This is a genomic window from Streptomyces sp. NPDC107538, from assembly GCF_055657445.1.
Genome location: NZ_JBVKAY010000002.1, coordinates 689196 through 707441, shown reverse-complemented (window position 1 = coordinate 707441; position 18246 = coordinate 689196). Strand labels below are relative to the sequence as shown.

Below are 18246 nucleotides of genomic sequence, written 5' to 3'. Positions count from 1 at the left end.
GCGACTACTGCTCCAGCGCGTCCAGCGCCCCCAGCTGGTGCATCAGCCCCAGCCGGTCGTACTCCCACCACGCCTCCGCGATCCGGCCGTCGGGCATGCACCGGTGGATCGTCGTGCCCGTCATGGTGACGTCCCGGCCGGTCGCCGCGATGCCGAGGAACTCGCCCTTGTGCCGGCCGTTCCAGGCCCAGCGGGTGCACACCCGGTCACCCTGCGCGATCTGGTCGTCGACCGTGAAGGAGAAGTCGAAGCCCGCCCGCCACATCTCGGCCTCCCGCCGGAACGCGTCGAGCCCCAGGGTGTCCGGTTCGTTGCCGTGGTCGTGGTAGTCCTCCACCAACAGGTCGTTGAACGGGGGCAGTTCGCCCTTCGTCGCCAGGGTCTCGAAGAACCGCCGCGCGGTCGCCGCGTACAGCTGCTCGTCCCGCACCACGTCCAGATCCGTGAACGTGGGCACGTCGTCGCAGAGCGCCACCATCTCCTGGAAGATCCGGTCCGTCTCCGGCAGTTTCGAGTTCCGCATCGCCTCCTCGTACGAGGGGAACTCCACGATCTCCACGAAGTGCGCCCCGTCCGACCGGTCCTTCCCGATCAGACTGTGCGTCGCCGTCCGCCTGCCCCTGGTCTGCTCGACCCATGTGTCCATCAGCCGGTTCATCTCGTCGAACCGACTGGTCCTGCAGTCGATGAGCTGCACGAATGTCATGATGCGCCGCCTCCCGACCCCCCTGGTCCGGATGAACGACTCCATTGTCCCGCGGCGCCCCCTCCCCCTCACCCGCTGGCGCCGCGACCACGGCTACTGCGGTCCGTACTTCCGCCCCGTCTTCGAGCTGATCCCGCCCAGCAGACCGCGCGGCACCACCTTCACCACCCCCATCAGGGCCTTGTAGCGGGGGTCGGGAATGGAGACGGTCCGGTTGCGGGAGAGGTCGGCGAGGGCGGCGGTGACGAGCTTGTCGGCGTCGAGCCACATCCAGGACGGGATGTTGTCGGTGCCCATACCGGCCCGGTCGTGGAACTCGGTGCGGACGAACCCGGGGCACAGGGCCATGAGCCGGACCCCCGTGCCGGCCAGATCGCGCGCGGCCCCCTGCGTGAACTGCACGACCCAGGCCTTCGACGCCCCGTACGTACCGCGCGGCACGAACGCGGCGACCGAGGCGACATTGACGACCCCGCCGCGACCGCGTTCCCGCATGGCCTCGGTCGCCGCCGACGTCAGACGCAGCACCGCCTCGCAGTGCACCTTGAGCATCCGCAGCTCGTCGGCCATGGAGACGTCGAGATAGCGGCCCTTGTTGCCGAAGCCGGCGTTGTTGACCAGCAGGTCGACCGGGTTCTTGCGGTCGGCCAGCCGCCGGGCCACCGTCTCGATGCCGTCGTCCTCCGCGAGGTCCGCCGTCAGCACCTCCGCCTCGATGCCGTGCCGGTCGTGCAGTTCGGTCGCCTGCTCCCGCAGCCGCTTGGTGTCACGCGCCACCAGCACCAGGTTGTGCCCGTCCGCCGCCAGCCGCCGCGCGAAGGCGGCACCGATCCCCGCGGTCGATCCCGTAATCAGAGCCGTTGTCATGGCGCAAGCGTAGTGACCGGGACTGTGCGCATCCGTGTGCTCCACCGCACGTTCACCAGCGACTTCGCGGGCCTTCCGGTGAACACCCGCCCCGGCGCGGCACCTTCACCGGCGCCCCGCACCCGACCGGCCCGTCATCCCTGCGCCGCCACGTACTTCCGCGCGATCTCCAGCAGTTCCGGGTGCAGCGCCTCGCCGGCCTCCAACAGCCTTGGCAGCAGGCTGTGTTCGGTCATCGTGGCGCGGAACGAGAACGCCACGGTGATGTCGTGACCGGGGCGGTGGACGATCTCGATCGGGTCGCCCGCCCGGATCTCGCCGGGCTGAATCACCCGCAGATACGCGCCGGGCGCGCCCTGGCGCGTGAAGCGCTTGACCCACTGCCGTTCACCCAGGTGGCGCTGGAAGTTGAGACAGGGGACGCGGCCGGACGTGACCTCCAGAACCACCTCGGAGCCGATCCGCCAACGCTCGCCGATGAGGGCGCCGCACACGTCGAGCCCCTCGGTGGTGAGGTTCTCGCCGAAGACCCCGCTGGGCAGCGTACGGCCCAGTTCGCGCTCCCAGCCGTCCAGGTCCTCGCGGGCGAAGGCGTAGACCGCCTGGTCGTCGCCGCCGTGGTGCTGTGTGTTGCACACCGCGTCCCCGGCCACCCCGCTGGCACCGACGCCCTTGGGCCCGGGCGCGAACACCCGCACCGGCCCGTCCACCGGCCGTTTGTCGATGCCCGAGACCCGCTTCGACTCCTCCACGACGTCGACGGCCTCGGGGCGCCCCACATTCAGTGACAGAAGCTTCATAAGGGCACGGTATGCGGCCGGAGGTCAAAGCGTCGACGCGATATTCGGCACGCTGTCCAAGCTCCGCTTATGCTCGGCCCTGTGATCGAGGCCCGACATCTCCGTGTCCTGCGCGCCGTCGCCGCCACCGGCTCCTTCTCGGCGGCCGGACGCGAACTCGGCTGCACCCAGCCCGCCGTCAGTCAGCAGATGAAGGCACTGGAGTCCTCCGTCGGCACCCCGCTGCTGGTCCGCGGCGCCCGGGAGATGCGGCTGACCCAGGCCGGCGAGGCGCTCGTGCGGCACGCGGCCGGCATCCTCGCCGGGCTCACCGCGGCCGAGGAGGAGGTCGCCGCCATCGCGGGCCTGCGCGCCGGGCGGGTCCGGCTGGTCTCGTTCCCCAGCGGCAGCTCCACCCTCGTCCCCACCGCCCTGGCCGCCCTGCGCGCCGCGCACCCGGGCACCCGCGTCTCCCTGGAGGAGGCCGAACCGCCGCGCTCGGTCGGGATGCTCCGCGAGGGCGACTGCGACATCGCGCTGGCCTTCCGCTACGAGGGCGCCGCGGACGCGGGGGAGGCGGTGGGGGAGTGGGACGACCTGGTCGTGCGCCCCCTGCTCACGGACCGGCTCGTCGGGCTCGTGCCCGAGGGGCACCGGCTGGCGCGTACGGGGACCGTCGGCATCGGGGAACTCGCCGGGGAACCCTGGATCGCCGGCTGCCCGCGCTGCCGGGGGCAGTTGGTGCGGGTCTGCGAGAGCGCGGGCTTCACGCCCCGTATCGATTTCGCGACCGACGACTACCCGGCGGTGGTCGGCCTGGTGGGCGCGGGTCTCGGCGTCGCCGTCCTGCCCGAGCTGGCCATCGAGTCCGTCCGTACCGAGGGGGTGCGGACGGTGGCGGTCGAGCCCGCGGTGCGCCGGGAGATCGTGGCGCTCACGCTGCCGGACCTGGCTCAGGTGCCCACGGTCGCGGCGACGCTGGACCGGCTGGCCGGAGCGGCCGCGCGGTAGGGCCCGCGCTGGAGGCGAATGGGTGACCGCCTCTGAAAAAACGTTCCTTCAGGTGTTCGAACCGGCGTCGGTCCCGGACGCGGACGCCGTCACCAGACGGTGGCGCGCCCTGCCCATGAGCTCCTCGCGCTCGTCCTCGGTCAGCCCGCCCCACACGCCGTACGGCTCGCGCACCGCGAGGGCGTGGGCCGCGCACTGCGCGCGGACCGGGCATCTCATGCAGACCTCTTTGGCCGAGTTCTCACGAGCGCTCCGTGCCGCACCGCGTTCTCCTTCGGGGTGGAAGAAGAGTGAGCTGTCGACCCCACGGCAGGCCGCGAGGAGCTGCCAGTCCCACAGATCAGCGTTCGGTCCGGGAAGGCGGGAGAAATCTGCCATTACGTGTCTCCTTGTTGCCGTTCTGGTAGGAGATGTTGCCCATGACCGTACATCGACTATCTAAGGAGATGAAAATATGACTCATTGCGAATCTAGCCTCAGACACCAACAAATGGGAAGAAAAACGGCTGAATGGGGCATAGGTTGTGGTGAAACGTTGAGGGTCCGTTGTGCATGTCTGCACCGTGTGCGCGCCCTCACGTAGAGTGCCGAAGGTGACCAGCCATCCCGTAACTCTTTCGAGTGACCGTCGTTGAGACGGGCGGAGGCGGTTGAAAGAACAAGCGCTCGGGCAGGCGTTCGTGTCCGCTCGTGAGTGTCGACCGCACAGGTGACGATTTCGTACCAGCCTGGAGGCTCAAGGTGACGCGCATCAGCTGCGGAGGGCGGCCATGACATCCGTCCTCGTCTGCGACGACTCCCCGCTTGCCCGAGAGGCGCTGCGCCGCGCGGTGGCGACCGTGCCCGGCGTCGAGCGCGTGACCACGGCGGCCAACGGCGAGGAAGTCCTCCGCCGCTGGGGGGCCGACCGCTCGGACCTGATTCTGATGGACGTACGCATGCCCGGTCTGGGCGGCGTCGAGACCGTACGGCGGCTGCTGTCCGCCGACCCCGGGGCGCGCATCATCATGCTCACCGTCGCCGAGGACCTGGACGGCGTGGCCCTCGCGGTCGCCGCCGGCGCCCGGGGCTATCTGCACAAGGACGCCTCCCGCGCGGAGCTGCGTGCCACGGTGACGCAGGCCCTCGCCGACCCGACGTGGCGGCTCGCCCCGCGCCGGCTGCGCTCCGCCGAGATGGGTGCCGCGCCCACCCTCACGGCGCGCGAGATCCAGGTGCTGGAGGGCATGAGCCACGGCCGTTCCAACGCCGAGATCGGGCGCGAGCTGTTCCTCTCCGAGGACACCGTCAAGACCCACGCGCGGCGTCTGTTCAAGAAGCTCGGCGCCTCGGACCGCGCGCACGCGGTGGCGCTCGGCTTCCGCTGGGGTCTGGTTCGCTAGGTGAGCCGCGACGGGGGTTCGGGAATCCCCGCCTGCCGTGAGGCGGGCGGGGGCGCTTACCGGCAGGTGAGCCGGGGTGCGCACGCCCGGGTGGGCGGGGCCGGGCGGGTGCCCGCTGCTGGTTTCGCCGCGGATGCCGCATCCTTGAGGTGTGGAGTTCCTCGGGGAGCAGTCGAACGAGCGGGAGGGGAGGGCGCAGGAGATGAGTTCCGGCGCGCCTGCTCATAACGCTTCGGTGCACAACCACGGACGTGGCGCCACGGACCGGACGGCCGCAAGGCACCATGGACCGATGCGCGACGACGAGACGACAGTGATCGGTGCGCTCGTGCATCGCGCGGTCGACGGGGACGAGCAGGCCACGCACGATCTGCTCGCCCATGTCCATCCCTTGGCGCTGCGCTACTGCCGCACCCGTCTGTCCCGGCTGCCGGGCGACGCGCGGCACTTCGTGGAGGACCTGGCGCAGGAGGTCTGCGTCGCCGTCCTCCTCGCGCTGCCGCGCTACAAGGACACCGGAAGGCCGTTCGAGGCGTTCGTCTTCGCCATCGCCGGCCACAAGGTCGCCGACCTGCAGCGCGCCGCGATGCGCCACCCCGGGTCGACGGCCGTTCCCTCCGACGAGATGCCGGAGCGCCCCGACGACTCCCTGGGCCCCGAGGAGCGCGCCCTGCTCAGCAGCGACGCCGAGTGGGCCAAGAAACTCCTGGCCAACCTCCCCGAGAACCAGCGGGAGCTGCTGCTGCTGCGCATCGCGGTGGGGCTCACGGCCGAGGAGACCGGACAGATGCTGGGGATGTCACCGGGCGCGGTCCGGGTGGCCCAGCACCGGGCACTCAGCAGGCTCCGGGCACTGGCGGAGCAGTAGTCGCACGGGCTCTTGGGGCGTCCCGCTTGAACAGGTGGGGCGCCTTTTCCGTACGTACCGGCACAGCTTCCGTACGAACATACGAAGCCCGGCAGTACTTCGTACCGTGGAATGTGTGCCCCGCGCTTCCCGTTAGCATGGACATCCGCACCGATCAAGGCCATTTGGGGAAGGTGTCATGACTGCCAACGTCGACGGAGTGCCCGATAAATTCGCGACGCTCGGGCTGACCTACGACGACGTGCTGCTGCTGCCGGGCTCGTCGGACATGGCGCCCGACGAGATCGACACCGCCTCGTACGTCTCCAAGAACGTGCGGGTGAACATCCCGCTGCTCTCGGCCGCCATGGACAAGGTCACCGAGTCCCGGATGGCCATCGCCATGGCCCGCCAGGGCGGCGTCGGTGTCCTGCACCGCAACCTGTCCATCGAGGACCAGGCCAACCAGGTCGACCTGGTGAAGCGCTCCGAGTCCGGCATGGTCGCCGACCCGATCACCGTGCACCCGGACGCCACGCTCGCCGAGGCCGACGCGCTCTGCGCCAAGTTCCGTATCAGCGGCGTCCCGGTGACCGACGGCAACAAGAAGCTGCTCGGCATCGTCACCAACCGCGACATGGCCTTCGAGACCGACCGCCAGCAGCGGGTCCGCGAGGTCATGACGCCGATGCCGCTGGTCACCGGCAAGGTCGGCATCTCCGGCGTCGAGGCCATGGAGCTGCTGCGCAAGCACAAGATCGAGAAGCTGCCGCTGGTCGACGACGCGGGCATCCTCAAGGGCCTCATCACGGTCAAGGACTTCGTCAAGGCCGAGAAGTACCCGCACGCGGCCAAGGACGGCGAGGGCCGCCTCCTCGTCGGCGCGGCCGTCGGTGTCGCCGGCGACGCCTTCGAGCGCGCCCAGGCCCTCATCGACAACGGCGTCGACTTCATCGTCGTCGACACCGCCCACGGCCACTCCCGGCTGGTCGGCGACATGGTCGCCAAGATCAAGTCGAACTCCTCCGGCGTCGACGTCATCGGCGGCAACATCGCCACGCGTGACGGCGCCCAGGCCCTGATCGACGCCGGCGTGGACGGCATCAAGGTCGGCGTCGGCCCCGGCTCCATCTGTACGACCCGTGTCGTCGCCGGTATCGGCGTCCCGCAGGTCACCGCCATCTACGAGGCATCCCTCGCCGCCAAGGAGGCCGGGATCCCGGTCATCGGCGACGGTGGTCTGCAGTACTCCGGCGACATCGCCAAGGCCCTGGTCGCGGGCGCCGACACGGTGATGCTGGGCTCGCTGCTCGCGGGCTGCGCCGAGTCGCCGGGCGAGCTGCTCTTCATCAACGGCAAGCAGTTCAAGTCGTACCGGGGCATGGGTTCGCTGGGTGCCATGCAGTCGCGCGGCGACCGCAAGTCGTTCTCCAAGGACCGCTACTTCCAGGAGGGCGTCGCCTCCGACGAGCAGCTCGTCCCCGAGGGCATCGAGGGCCAGGTGCCCTACCGCGGCCCGCTCTCCTCGGTCGTCCACCAGCTGGTCGGCGGCCTGCGCCAGTCGATGTTCTACGTCGGCGGCCGTACCGTCCCGGACCTCCAGGCCAACGGCCGGTTCGTCCGGATCACCTCCGCGGGGCTCAAGGAGAGCCACCCGCACGACATCCAGATGACCGTCGAGGCGCCGAACTACAGCCGTAAGTAGACAGCTGACCTGGTGGGGGCGGCCTCGGTGCATGCGGGGCCGCCCTCGTCGTGCCCGTCGGCGATACTGGTAGACGCTGAACGCATCAGGGAAAGGCCACAGACGTGACTGAGATCGAGATCGGGCGCGGCAAGCGCGGCCGCCGGGCGTATGCCTTCGACGACATCGCCGTCGTCCCCAGCCGCCGTACGCGGGACCCGAAGGAGGTCTCGATCGCCTGGCAGATCGACGCCTACCGCTTCGAGCTGCCGTTCCTGGCCGCCCCCATGGACTCGGTCGTCTCCCCGGCCACCGCGATCCGCATCGGCGAGCTGGGCGGCCTCGGCGTCCTCAACCTCGAAGGGCTGTGGACGCGGTACGAGGACCCGCAGCCGCTGCTCGACGAGATCACCGGCCTGCCCGACGAGGCCGCGACCCGGCGCCTCCAGGAGATCTACGCCGCTCCCATCAAGGAGGAGCTGATCGGGCAGCGCATCAAGGAGGTGCGCGACTCGGGTGTGGTGACCGCCGCCGCGCTCTCGCCGCAGCGCACCGCCCAGTTCTCCAAGGCCGTCGTGGACGCGGGCGTCGACATCTTCGTCATCCGCGGGACGACCGTGTCGGCGGAGCACGTCTCCGGCTCGCACGAGCCGCTGAACCTGAAGCAGTTCATCTACGAACTGGACGTCCCCGTGATCGTCGGCGGCTGCGCCACGTACACGGCCGCCCTGCACCTGATGCGCACCGGCGCGGCCGGCGTCCTCGTCGGCTTCGGCGGCGGCGCGGCGCACACCACGCGCAACGTGCTCGGCATCCGGGTGCCGATGGCCACGGCGGTCGCCGACGTCGCCGCCGCCCGCCGGGACTACATGGACGAGTCCGGCGGCCGGTACGTGCACGTCATCGCCGACGGCGGTGTCGGCTGGTCCGGCGACCTGCCGAAGGCGATCGCCTGCGGCGCGGACGCGGTGATGATGGGCTCGCCGCTGGCCCGCGCGACGGACGCGCCCGGCAAGGGCAACCACTGGGGCATGGAGGCGGTGAACGAGGAGCTGCCGCGCGGCAAGAAGGTCGACCTCGGGACCGTCGGCACGATCGAGGAGGTCCTCACCGGGCCCTCCCACACGCCCGACGGCTCCATGAACCTCTTCGGTGCGCTGCGGCGGGCGATGGCCACGACCGGGTACAGCGAGCTGAAGGAGTTCCAGCGGGTCGAGGTCACGGTGGCGGACTCGCAGCACATGCGGTGACGTGACGCCGCGCTCGGCTTGAGCGGGGCTCTTGGGGCTCGGTCGCCTTCGGGTGACTGAGCCCTTTTGCGTGCCCAAGTGGGGTGGTGGGGGCGTGAGTTGCGGGGGTGGGGGCGCGTGGGGGTGTTCGGGACGAATGTGGGCCGAATGGGCGTAGCCGGGCGATAGCGTTCGTGTCCGGCGCCCCAGTTCGGCTGGGGCCCCCTTCCAAGGACATGGTCCGGACCCCGCCCTCGGGGCCCGGACCGATTCCGACGGACCGCCTACCGGGTCAATGGGCGGTGTCGTGGAAGGGGGCGCCCATGGGACGTCACCGCAAGCCCACCCGCTGGGACCGAGTCCGTCTTCGGATGGTGCAGTGCCGGAGGAGGTGGATCTTGCGGATTTTCGGATGGTGAGCGGCCGCCCCCAAACCGATTAGGGGCGGACACTCCGTGATCCATCCAGGAGCCTGCCGCAGTGACCGCTGCGGTGGGCTCCGCCTTGTTGGTGAGATGGTGAGCGGCCGCCCCCACGCCAAATAGGGGCGGACACTCCGTGATCCATCCAGGAGACTGCCGCAGTGGCCACTGCGGCAGGCTTCACTTGTTTCCGTACGGTACCGGGGTGGGGCGGGGTCTGCCACCAGCCCCGGTGGCCGGGGCTGTGGCGTGCGCCCCCTCTCACAACCTGTGCGCCGCCCCCGTGGGTGTGGCCCCCCGCGTATCCAGCAGGAGTTGCGCCTTCACCGACAGGCCCTGGAGGTCGTAGGTGCGGTGTTGCTGGAGGAGGATCGTCAGGTCGGCGTCGGCGGTGGCCTCGTAGAGGGAGTCGGCGCGGGGGATGGGGCGGTCGAGGACGCTCCAGGTGGGGATGTGCGGGTCGTGGTAGCTGACGTGGGCGCCGAGTTCGAGGAGGCGGCGGGCGATCTCGTCGGCGGGGGTGCCCTGTTGGTCGGGGACGTCGGGCTTGTAGGTGACGCCGAGCAGGAGGACACGGGCGCCCCGGGCCGACTTGCCGTGCTCGTTGAGGAGGGTGGCGGCGCGCTGGACGACGTACTGGGGCATGCGGTGGTTGACCCGCTGGGCCAGTTCGACCATGCGCAGGGAGCGGGGGGCGTGGCCCGACAGGTCCTGGGGGAGGGCGTGGCCGCCGACGCCGGGGCCGGGGCGGAAGGCCTGGAAGCCGAAGGGCTTGGTCTCGGCGCAGCGGATGACGTCCCAGAGGTCGATGTTCAGGTCGTGGCAGAGGGCGGCCATCTCGTTGACCAACGCGATGTTGACGTGGCGGTAGTTGGTCTCCAGGAGGTGGACCGTCTCCGCTTCGCGCAGCCCACGCGCGCGTACGACCTTGTCGGTGAGGCGGCCGTAGAAGGCTGCCGCTGATTCCGTGCAGGCGGGGGTGAGGCCGCCGATCACCTTGGGGGTGTTGGCGGGGCCGAAGGCGCGGTTGCCCGGGTCGACGCGGGGCGGGGAGTAGGCGAGGTGGAAGTCGCGGCCCGCGCGCAGGCCTGAGCCCTCTTCGAGGAGGGGGCGCAGGAGTTCCTCGGTGGTGCCCGGGGGGACCGGGGACTCCAGGATGACCGTGGTGTGCGGGCGCAGCCGGGCGGCCAGGGTGCGGGCGGCCTCCTCGACCTGGCTGAGGTCGAGCGAGCCGTCGGCGCCCGGGGCGGTGGGGGCGCAGATGACCGCCGTACGGACGCGGCAGAGTTCGGCGGGGCTGGTGGTGGGCTTGAAGCCGCGGGCCAGCATGCGGCGCAGTTCGCCGGGGGTGAGGGAGCCGGAGTCGGGGCCGGTGCGGTAACCGAGCGTGGCGATGCCGGCGGCGACGGCGGCCTGCGCCAGCGGCAGCCCCAATTGGCCGAGTCCGATGACGGCGAGATCTGCGGGCATGGCGTGTGGCCGTCCTTCCCAGTAACCGAAGCGGGACAGGTGCGCAAGCCCGGTGGACTGGATGAGCGAGCGCAATGTCACACTAGGAGTAAATATGACCGATATGCGGGATTGGGGATTTGTTTTTCTGTGCGCGTCCTGCGGAGTTATCCACAGGCTGCGGGCTGGTGGTGGCCGAAGTCGGGCAACACGGTCAGAATTCTGGGCAGGGGAGACGGATGGGGCCGGCGCGACGGACAACAGGAGGCAGCGGTGAGGACAGCGGCACTGGGACCGGCGCAGCGGGCCGAGTCACTGGCGGGTATGGCCGAGCGCGAACTGGACGTGCTGGTCGTGGGTGGTGGTGTGGTCGGCGCGGGCACGGCCCTGGACGCCGTGACCCGCGGTCTGTCCACGGGCCTGGTCGAGGCGCGTGACTGGGCGTCCGGCACCTCCAGCCGGTCCAGCAAACTGATCCACGGCGGGCTGCGCTATCTGGAGATGCTCGACTTCGCCCTCGTACGCGAGGCGTTGAAGGAGCGCGGGCTGCTGCTGGAGCGCCTGGCGCCGCATCTGGTGAAGCCCGTCCCGTTCCTCTATCCCTTGCAGCACAAGGGCTGGGAGCGGTGGTACGCGGGCTCGGGCGTCGCGTTGTACGACGGGATGTCCATGGCGCGCGGGCACGGGCGCGGGCTGCCGGTCCACCGTCATCTGACCCGCCACCACGCCCTGCGGATCGCGCCCTGTCTGAAGAAGGACGCGCTGGTCGGGGCGCTGCAGTACTACGACGCGCAGATGGACGACGCGCGGTATGTGGCGACCATGGTGCGCACGGCCGCCTCGTACGGGGCGAAGGTCGCCAACCGGGCGCGGGTGACCGGGTTCCTGCGGGAGGGTGAGCGGGTCGTCGGGGCCAGGGTGCGGGACGTCGAGGGCGGCGGGGAGTACGAGATCCGGGCCCGGCAGGTGGTGAACGCGACCGGGGTGTGGACCGACGACACCCAGGCGATGGTCGGCGAGCGCGGGCAGTTCCACGTCCGGGCCTCCAAGGGCATCCATCTGGTCGTACCGAAGGACCGGATCCACTCCACGTCCGGGCTGATCCTGCGGACCGAGAAGTCCGTGCTGTTCGTGATCCCCTGGGGGCGGCACTGGATCGTGGGGACGACCGACACCGACTGGGACCTCGACAAGGCGCATCCGGCGGCGTCCAGCGCGGACATCGACTATCTCCTTGAGCATGTGAACTCGGTGCTGGCGGTGCCGCTGACGCGGGACGACGTACAAGGGGTGTACGCGGGGCTGCGGCCGTTGCTCGCGGGGGAGTCCGACGCCACCAGCAAGCTCTCGCGCGAGCACATCGTGGCGCATCCGGTGCCGGGGCTGGTGGTGGTGGCCGGCGGCAAGTACACGACGTACCGGGTCATGGCCAAGGACGCGGTGGACGCCGCCGTGCACGGGCTGGATCAGCGGGTCGCGGAGTGTGTCACCGAGGATGTGCCGCTGCTGGGGGCGGAGGGCTATCGGGCGCTGTGGAACGCGCGGGCCCGGATCGCGGCGAGTACGGGGCTTCATGTGGTGCGCGTGGAGCACCTGTTGAACCGGTACGGGTCGGCGACCGAGGAGGTGCTCGATCTGATCGCGGCCGATCCGTCGATGGGGGAGCCGCTGCAGGCAGCCGACGACTATCTGCGGGCCGAGGTGGTGTACGCGGCCTCGCACGAGGGGGCGCGGCATCTCGACGACGTGCTGACGCGGCGGACACGGATCTCGATCGAGACGTTCGACCGGGGGACGCGGAGTGCGCGGGAGGCGGCGGAGTTGATGGCTCCGGTGCTCGGGTGGGACGCGGACCAGATCGAGCGGGAGGTGCAGCACTATGAGAAGAGGGTGGAGGCGGAGCGGGAGTCGCAGCGGCAGCCGGACGATCTGACGGCGGACGCGGCTCGGTTGGGGGCGCCGGACATCGTGCCGCTGTAGCCGCCTGCCTGTCGCCCTTCGGGCTCGTCCTCGAACGCCGGACGGGCTCGATCGGGCTGGATCGGGGCGGGCCGTGGCTGGTTGAGGGGGCCCTGGGCGTGGGGCGGTTGGCGGGTGGGTGACAATGGAGGCTCTGTCAGGGCGGGTTGTATGAGGGGACGCATGTCGGAGGCGGAGCGGGCTGGGGATTCCCGTCAGGACAAGGACGCACGTCTCCTCGCCGGGCGGTACCGGCTGGGAGGGGTCCTCGGTCGCGGCGGTATGGGCACGGTGTGGCGTGCCGAGGACGAGACGTTGGGCCGTACGGTCGCCGTCAAGGAGTTGAGGTTCCCGTCGAGCATCGACGCGGACGAGAAGCGGCGGCTGATCACGCGCACGCTGCGCGAGGCCAAGGCGATCGCGCGGATCCGTAACAACGCCGCGGTGACGGTGTTCGACGTCGTGCACGAGGACGACCGGCCGTGGATCGTGATGGAGCTCGTCGAGGGCAAGTCGCTCGCCGAGGTCATCCGTGAGGACGGGGTGCTCGAACCGCGGCGCGCCGCCGAGGTGGGCCTCGCCATCCTCGACGTGCTGCGGGCCGCGCACCGCGAGGGCATCCTGCACCGGGACGTGAAGCCGTCGAACGTCCTCATCGACAAGCACGACGGCCGGGTCGTCCTCACCGACTTCGGTATCGCCCAGGTCGAGGGCGACCCCTCCATCACCTCGACCGGCATGCTCGTGGGCGCGCCCTCGTACATCTCGCCGGAGCGGGCGCGCGGGCACAAGCCCGGCCCCGCGGCCGACCTGTGGTCGCTCGGCGGTCTGCTCTACGCGGCGGTCGAGGGGGTGCCGCCCTACGACAAGGGGTCGGCCATAGCGACCCTGACCGCGGTGATGACCGAGCCGGTGCCGGATCCGAAGCGCGCCGGGGCCCTCAAGGACGTCATCTTCGGGCTGCTGACCAAGGATCCCGAGCGGCGGCTCGACGACGCCGGTGCGCGGGCGATGCTCAACACCGTCATTCACGCGCCCGATCCGAAGGAGGTCGACCCGGTCGACGCGACGCGGGTCGTGCCGTTGCCGCCGGTGCCGGAGGAGCGTCCGAAGAAGGGCGGCTCCGGGGCCGGTTCCGGGAGCAAGGGCGGTGGCGGTGAGCGGCCGCGGGCGCCTCGGTGGTCCATGCGGAAGAACGCGGCCGGGGCGGCGGCGGGCGCCGGAGCGGGGGCCGGGGTCGCGGCCGTCGGGTCCGGGGCTGTCGGCGGTGGTGTCGGCGGGGCTGGTTCCGGTTCTTCCGGTTCGGCTTCTTCCGGCTCTGGTTCTGGTTCCGGGGCGGTGGGCTCGCGGGGTGGTTCCGGTGGTGGTTCCGGCGGGGCTTCTGGCGGGGTGCTCGGTGGGGCTTCCGGTGGAGTCGGGGGCGGTGCGAAGTCCGCGGCCGGGTCTCCGGCGGTCGTGACGACCCGGTCCGCTTCCGTCGGGGTGGCCTCGGGTGCCGAGGCCGCGAAGGCCGGCGGTGGCTCGGCGCGGACCACGGGCAAGCCGGCGGCCGGGGTGCCCGGTCCGCGGGGCGCCGGTGGGGGCACGGGCGTCGGTACGGGAAACTCCGGTTCGGCGGGGCGGACTTCCGGGTGGCCCGAGATGCCGCCGCCGGATCTGCCGCCGCGTCCGGTGCCCAGGGCGCCGATCACCGACGTGGTGTCGCGGCGGACGCTGGCCGTCATCGCGGTCGCCGTGGTGCTGGTCGTCCTCGGGACCGTCCTGGCCCTCACCCTCGGTGGCGACGACGGCGGTTCGAACGACAGCAAGGGCGCCGACACCAAGGCGGCCGCGTCCAGCGGGGCGGCGTCGGGGAGCGACGCCGACGGCAAGGACACGGGCGACGACACGGCGGACAAGGACACGTCCAAGGGCACCTCCAAGGGCACGGACAAGGGGTCCGACCCCAGTCCGGACGGCGACGTCACGGACGAGGCCGGCGGTTCGGGCGGGTCCGGCGGCAGTTCGCCGAGCCCTTCGGGCGGGTCGAACGGTTCGGTGAACGGAGACGGCTCCGGCGGCTCGGGGGACATCGCGACCCAGACGTACAAGAGCGGTCAGGGGTTCTCGATCGGGCTGCCCGATGGGTGGAAGTACCAGTCCACGGACGCGGCGGGGGCCCGCTTCTCCGGCCCCGACGGGCAGCGGCTGCTCGTCGGGTGGACGACCACCCCGAAGAACGACCCGGTCGCGGACTGGAAGAACCAAGAGCGGTACATGACGCGCGCGCAGTACAAGCGGATCCGAATACAGGCGGTGGACTACCGGGGCTGGAACGCGGCCGACTGGGAGTTCACCTATGTGGAGAGCGGTACGAAGAACCGGTCGATCGACCGTGGATTCGTCGTCGACTCCCGGCAGGGATACGCGCTGATGTACACCGCGAAGGCGGCCAAGTGGAGTGGTGAGCTGCGCAAGGACACGTGGAAGACGTTCACGGGGACGTTCGAGCCGAAGTCGTGACGTGGTGATGTGTGGGGATGTGCGCAGGGGCGCGTGTGGGTGAGTGGTGTGCGCCGGTGCGTTCGAGGCCGTGCGCGTGTGCGGTTTCGTGCCTCAGCTCGGGGTGCCGTCCGGGGGCGTGAGGGGGCGCGGGTCGGGGTGAGTGCTCTCGATGTGAGCTCGGCTTCGGGAGTTGTGCCCGCCGGGTGAGTTCAGGGACGGGCCCTCCGGGGAAGATCGGATGCGTTCGAGCGCATTCGAGACGAACGAGATATCGCATCGAGTCAATGTGAGTTGCCTCCGGCACGTATCGTGAAGGGCTGCGGACCGTACGCATCCAGCACGGAACGGGTCGCGGGGCGAGCGGAATTGACCGATCGGGCGGCCGGGGGAGGGCATTGTGGACGAATACGCGGGGCGAGTGCTCGCCGACCGCTATCGCCTGCCGCTGCCGCCCTCCGACGAGTACGAGATCGCCTCCGAGCTGCGGGCCTTCGACACCTACAGCGGGCAGGAAGTCCTCGTACGGCAGGTGCCGTTGCCCGAGGTCGTCGAGGCGGAGATGCTCGACGCCGACGGACTGCCCGAGGGGTACGTGGCCCGGGACGCCGGGGGCCGCCGGGGCGCGGCGCGGGCCACGCGCCGGTCCACGGACCCGGCCGTACGGCGGGCCATCGAGGCCGCGCAGGCCGCCGCGCAGATCCCCGACCATCCACGGCTCGACCAGGTCTTCGACGTGTTCGCCGAGGGCGGCTCGTTGTGGATAGTGAGCGAACTGGTGTCCGCACGGACGCTGGAGGCGCTGCTCGCGGAGCAGCCGCTGACCCCGTACCGCGCGGCCGAGGTCGCCTCCGACGTGCTCACCGCGCTGCGGGCGCTGCACGCCCATGGCTGGGTCCACCGCAACATCACCGCCCGTACGGTGCTGGTCTGCGACGACGGCCGGGTGATGCTGACCGGGCTGGCGGCCGGGGCGGCGGAAGAGGCGTTGTGCGGCTACGACCCGGTGCCCGCGCGGGAGTTCGAGGACTGGCCGCCCGCGGGGCCCGCCGGGGGCGCGGGAGCGCCTGCCCTGGGGTCCGGCGGGCGTCAGGCCGGCCACGGCGTGCGGGGGGAACCGGTGCCGCCCGGTGGGGTCGCCGTTCCCGGTGCGCGTGGCGCACTGCCCGGGGGGAGCGGCGGTACGTTCGGCGGAGCCCGTGGTGTGGGGGCCGTCGGGCCCGGTGTGTCCGGTGGGGCGGTCGAGGATCCCGAGGCGGCCCGGCGGGCCGCCATAGAGGCGCGGGCGGGGAGCGCGGCGGCTCCGGGCACGGACCCCTCCGGAGGGCAGCGCGCGCTGGAGTCCGGCGGGGACGCCCGCGCGGCGCGGGCGGGTGCGATCGCGGCGTACCGCGCGGGTGCGCGGGCCGCGGCCCGGGTGCAGGACGATCAACGGGGCGAGCCGGGGACGGCGTTGCCCGCGCAGCGGCCGGCGCCGCAGGACGGCACGGGTACGGCGGCGACCTCCGGCGGGGCGGCCCGTCCGGTGCCGCTGCACCAGATCGCCGACCCCTACGGCGTCCTCGCGAACGGCGGCGCCACGAGCGCCTGGCACGGCGCGCTGCCGCGGGGCGGGACGGCTGGGGCCGGTGGTGCCGGTTCCGGCGACAGCGGTGCGAACGGCGGCGGTGCCTATGGGAGCGGGGCGCCCGGCGGGGCGTCGTACGGTGGTGCCTCCTCGCGGATCGACGGCCGGGATGACGGCGGGGAAGATGACGGCGCCCCCTTGGACGTGGGCGGGGCCGGGCCGCATGTGGCATCCGCGCGCGGTGTGCGGACCGGCGCTGGATACGGCGATGCGGGACACGGCTACGGCGGCCGGGCCCAGGGGAGCGGTGCATACCGGGACCATGTGAAGGGCGTCGGCGGTGCTGGTGCTGGTGCTGGTGCTGGTGCCTACGCCGACGCCGCGCCGGGTACTGGTGGCCCGGAGCCCGGTGGTGCGGCGGTCCCGGGGGGTGTGGCGGACGCCGCCCCCTGGAGTGGTGCGGGGGTCACGGACGTTCCTCGGCGGGGGCCCGCGACCGCGCTTGCCGCTGAGCGGGCGCGGCAGGCGCGGATGGCTGTCGTCGGGCCGGTCACCGAGCGTTGGGCGCCGGAGCAGGCCGGGCCGGTGCACGAGAACTGGCAGTTGGCGGCACCGATCGGTCCGGCGACGGACCTGTGGGCGCTCGGGGCGCTGCTCTTCCGGGCCGTCCAGGGGCATGCCCCCTACCCGGAGGAGAACACCGCCGAGCTGGTGCAGATGGTGTGCGCCGAGCCGCCCGCGTTCGCCGAGGAGTGCGGGCCGCTGCGGCCGGTCGTGGAGTCGCTGCTGCGTCAGGACCCCACCGAGCGGCTGGACTTCGAGGAACTGCGGGGCTGGCTGCGCTCCCTGGTGCGGTCGGCGCCCGAACCCGAGGCCGGTACGCATGTCGTGCCCGCGCCGCCCGTGGACGCGAGTCGGCTGCCGATCGTACGGCGGCGGGGCGAACTGGTCCGCAGGCGCCGGGCCGGGCTGCCCGCGACCAGCGCGCACGCCCGCCACAAGCGCACCCGCGAGAAGCCCCCGCAGCCCCGCAAGCTCGGCCGCAACCTCCTGCTGCTGATCCTGCTCGCGCTGGTGGCGGCGATCACGTACGCCATGGTGTTCCTGCCGAAGGCCACGCCGAGCAGCGAGGGCGGTGACACCGGCAGCCGTACGGAGAGTGCCGGGCAGCCGAGCGCGGCGCCGGAGGCGAGCAGCGAGTCCCGGCCCGACCAGAACGCGAACTCGCCCGACGGCGGCGAGGAGGGGACGAGCGGGGCGAGCCCGTCGCCGTCGGAGTCGTCCGGCTCGACGCAGACACAGACCGGGGACCCCGAGGTCGCCCAGGGGTTCACCCTGCGCAAGGACCCCGAGGGCTTCCAGGTCGCCGTCGCCGCCGGCTGGGACCGCGGCGGCGAGAACGGACGCGGCCAGATCGTGTACTCCCAGGGCGACTTCGAGCTGATCCTCGTCCCCGGGCGGGACAGCGCGCAGACGTTCGGCAGTGATCCGCTGAAGTACCAGCGGGAGGACGAGCGCGAGTTGCAGCCGTTCCGGGACTCTTCCTGGGCCACGTCCACCGGGATGCGGTTGATCGAGGTGGGCGGAGTCACCTCGGCCGAGGGGCAGTTCACCTGGCAGGACTCCGAGGGGCGCGGCGTCTTCGTACGGAATCTCGCGATACTCCTCGACGGGCGGTACCACGTGGTGCAGTTGCGCGGGCCGGAGGCGGAGCGGGACGAGGTCACGCGGCTGTACGAGCAGGCGGCGGCCACGTACAAGGTGACCGGCTAGGGCTAGGGCTGGGGGCTGGGTGCGTCTGCTGGGCGTCAGCCGGGGGTCTGCCGGGTCTCGGCCGTGCGAACGGGCGGCGGCTGTTCGGGG

The 18246-nt window shown here is 71.6% G+C and carries 13 protein-coding genes; 8 read left to right on the top strand and 5 right to left on the bottom strand.

The features are described 5' to 3' along the window. Window positions 1–4 precede the first annotated feature (4 nt). The 3 genes from ACZ7MG_RS08935 to ACZ7MG_RS08925 form a co-directional block, all read right to left on the bottom strand. Window positions 5–706 (bottom strand): ester cyclase, encoded by a 702-nt coding sequence (locus tag ACZ7MG_RS08935; RefSeq protein WP_471385435.1) that lies wholly within the window; start codon window positions 704–706, stop codon window positions 5–7. A 93-nt stretch (window positions 707–799) separates the two neighbouring features. Continuing rightward, window positions 800–1573, bottom strand: coding sequence for an SDR family NAD(P)-dependent oxidoreductase (locus ACZ7MG_RS08930; protein WP_471385437.1), 774 nt, complete (start codon window positions 1571–1573; stop codon window positions 800–802). A 134-nt stretch (window positions 1574–1707) separates the two neighbouring features. Next, window positions 1708–2373 (bottom strand): MOSC domain-containing protein, encoded by a 666-nt coding sequence (locus tag ACZ7MG_RS08925; RefSeq protein ID WP_471385439.1) that lies wholly within the window; start codon window positions 2371–2373, stop codon window positions 1708–1710. 81 nt (window positions 2374–2454) lie between these two features. Between ACZ7MG_RS08925 and ACZ7MG_RS08920 the strand changes: the two genes are divergently transcribed. Then, window positions 2455–3363: a LysR family transcriptional regulator gene (locus ACZ7MG_RS08920; RefSeq protein WP_471385441.1), complete on the top strand. Its 909-nt coding sequence runs from the start codon at window positions 2455–2457 to the stop codon at window positions 3361–3363. Window positions 3364–3411: 48 nt separating this feature from the next. Here the strand turns inward: ACZ7MG_RS08920 and ACZ7MG_RS08915 are convergent, their stop codons facing one another. Then, window positions 3412–3741: a WhiB family transcriptional regulator gene (locus ACZ7MG_RS08915; RefSeq protein WP_086751501.1), complete on the bottom strand. Its 330-nt coding sequence runs from the start codon at window positions 3739–3741 to the stop codon at window positions 3412–3414. Between the two features lie 392 nt (window positions 3742–4133). Between ACZ7MG_RS08915 and ACZ7MG_RS08910 the strand changes: the two genes are divergently transcribed. From ACZ7MG_RS08910 to ACZ7MG_RS08895, 4 genes are all read left to right on the top strand, one after another. Next, window positions 4134–4745 carry a response regulator transcription factor gene (locus ACZ7MG_RS08910; protein ID WP_003948568.1) on the top strand — a complete coding sequence of 204 codons (612 nt, stop codon included), beginning with the start codon at window positions 4134–4136 and terminating at the stop codon, window positions 4743–4745. A gap of 292 nt (window positions 4746–5037) precedes the next feature. Next, window positions 5038–5613 (top strand): sigma-70 family RNA polymerase sigma factor, encoded by a 576-nt coding sequence (locus tag ACZ7MG_RS08905; RefSeq protein ID WP_005481141.1) that lies wholly within the window; start codon window positions 5038–5040, stop codon window positions 5611–5613. A 178-nt stretch (window positions 5614–5791) separates the two neighbouring features. Beyond that, window positions 5792–7297 carry an IMP dehydrogenase gene (guaB, locus tag ACZ7MG_RS08900; RefSeq protein ID WP_471385443.1) on the top strand — a complete coding sequence of 502 codons (1506 nt, stop codon included), beginning with the start codon at window positions 5792–5794 and terminating at the stop codon, window positions 7295–7297. A 104-nt stretch (window positions 7298–7401) separates the two neighbouring features. After that, window positions 7402–8526, top strand: coding sequence for a GuaB3 family IMP dehydrogenase-related protein (locus ACZ7MG_RS08895; protein WP_471385445.1), 1125 nt, complete (start codon window positions 7402–7404; stop codon window positions 8524–8526). 662 nt (window positions 8527–9188) lie between these two features. On the opposite strand, the gene ACZ7MG_RS08890 is transcribed toward ACZ7MG_RS08895, so the two are convergent. Beyond that, complete coding sequence (locus ACZ7MG_RS08890) at window positions 9189–10397, bottom strand: nucleotide sugar dehydrogenase (RefSeq protein ID WP_471385447.1); 1209 nt, start codon at window positions 10395–10397, stop codon at window positions 9189–9191. A gap of 252 nt (window positions 10398–10649) precedes the next feature. Between ACZ7MG_RS08890 and ACZ7MG_RS08885 the strand changes: the two genes are divergently transcribed. The 3 genes from ACZ7MG_RS08885 to ACZ7MG_RS08875 all read left to right on the top strand — a co-directional run bounded on the left by ACZ7MG_RS08885 (window position 10650) and on the right by ACZ7MG_RS08875 (window position 18156). Then, on the top strand, window positions 10650–12356 hold the full coding sequence (locus tag ACZ7MG_RS08885; RefSeq protein ID WP_471385449.1) for a glycerol-3-phosphate dehydrogenase/oxidase: 1707 nt from the start codon (window positions 10650–10652) through the stop codon (window positions 12354–12356). A gap of 162 nt (window positions 12357–12518) precedes the next feature. Further along, on the top strand, window positions 12519–14837 hold the full coding sequence (locus ACZ7MG_RS08880; RefSeq protein WP_471385451.1) for a serine/threonine-protein kinase: 2319 nt from the start codon (window positions 12519–12521) through the stop codon (window positions 14835–14837). A 379-nt stretch (window positions 14838–15216) separates the two neighbouring features. After that, a complete protein-coding gene (locus tag ACZ7MG_RS08875; RefSeq protein ID WP_471385453.1) occupies window positions 15217–18156 on the top strand; it encodes a protein kinase domain-containing protein in 2940 nt (979 codons plus the stop codon). Window positions 18157–18246: the final 90 nt, after the last annotated feature.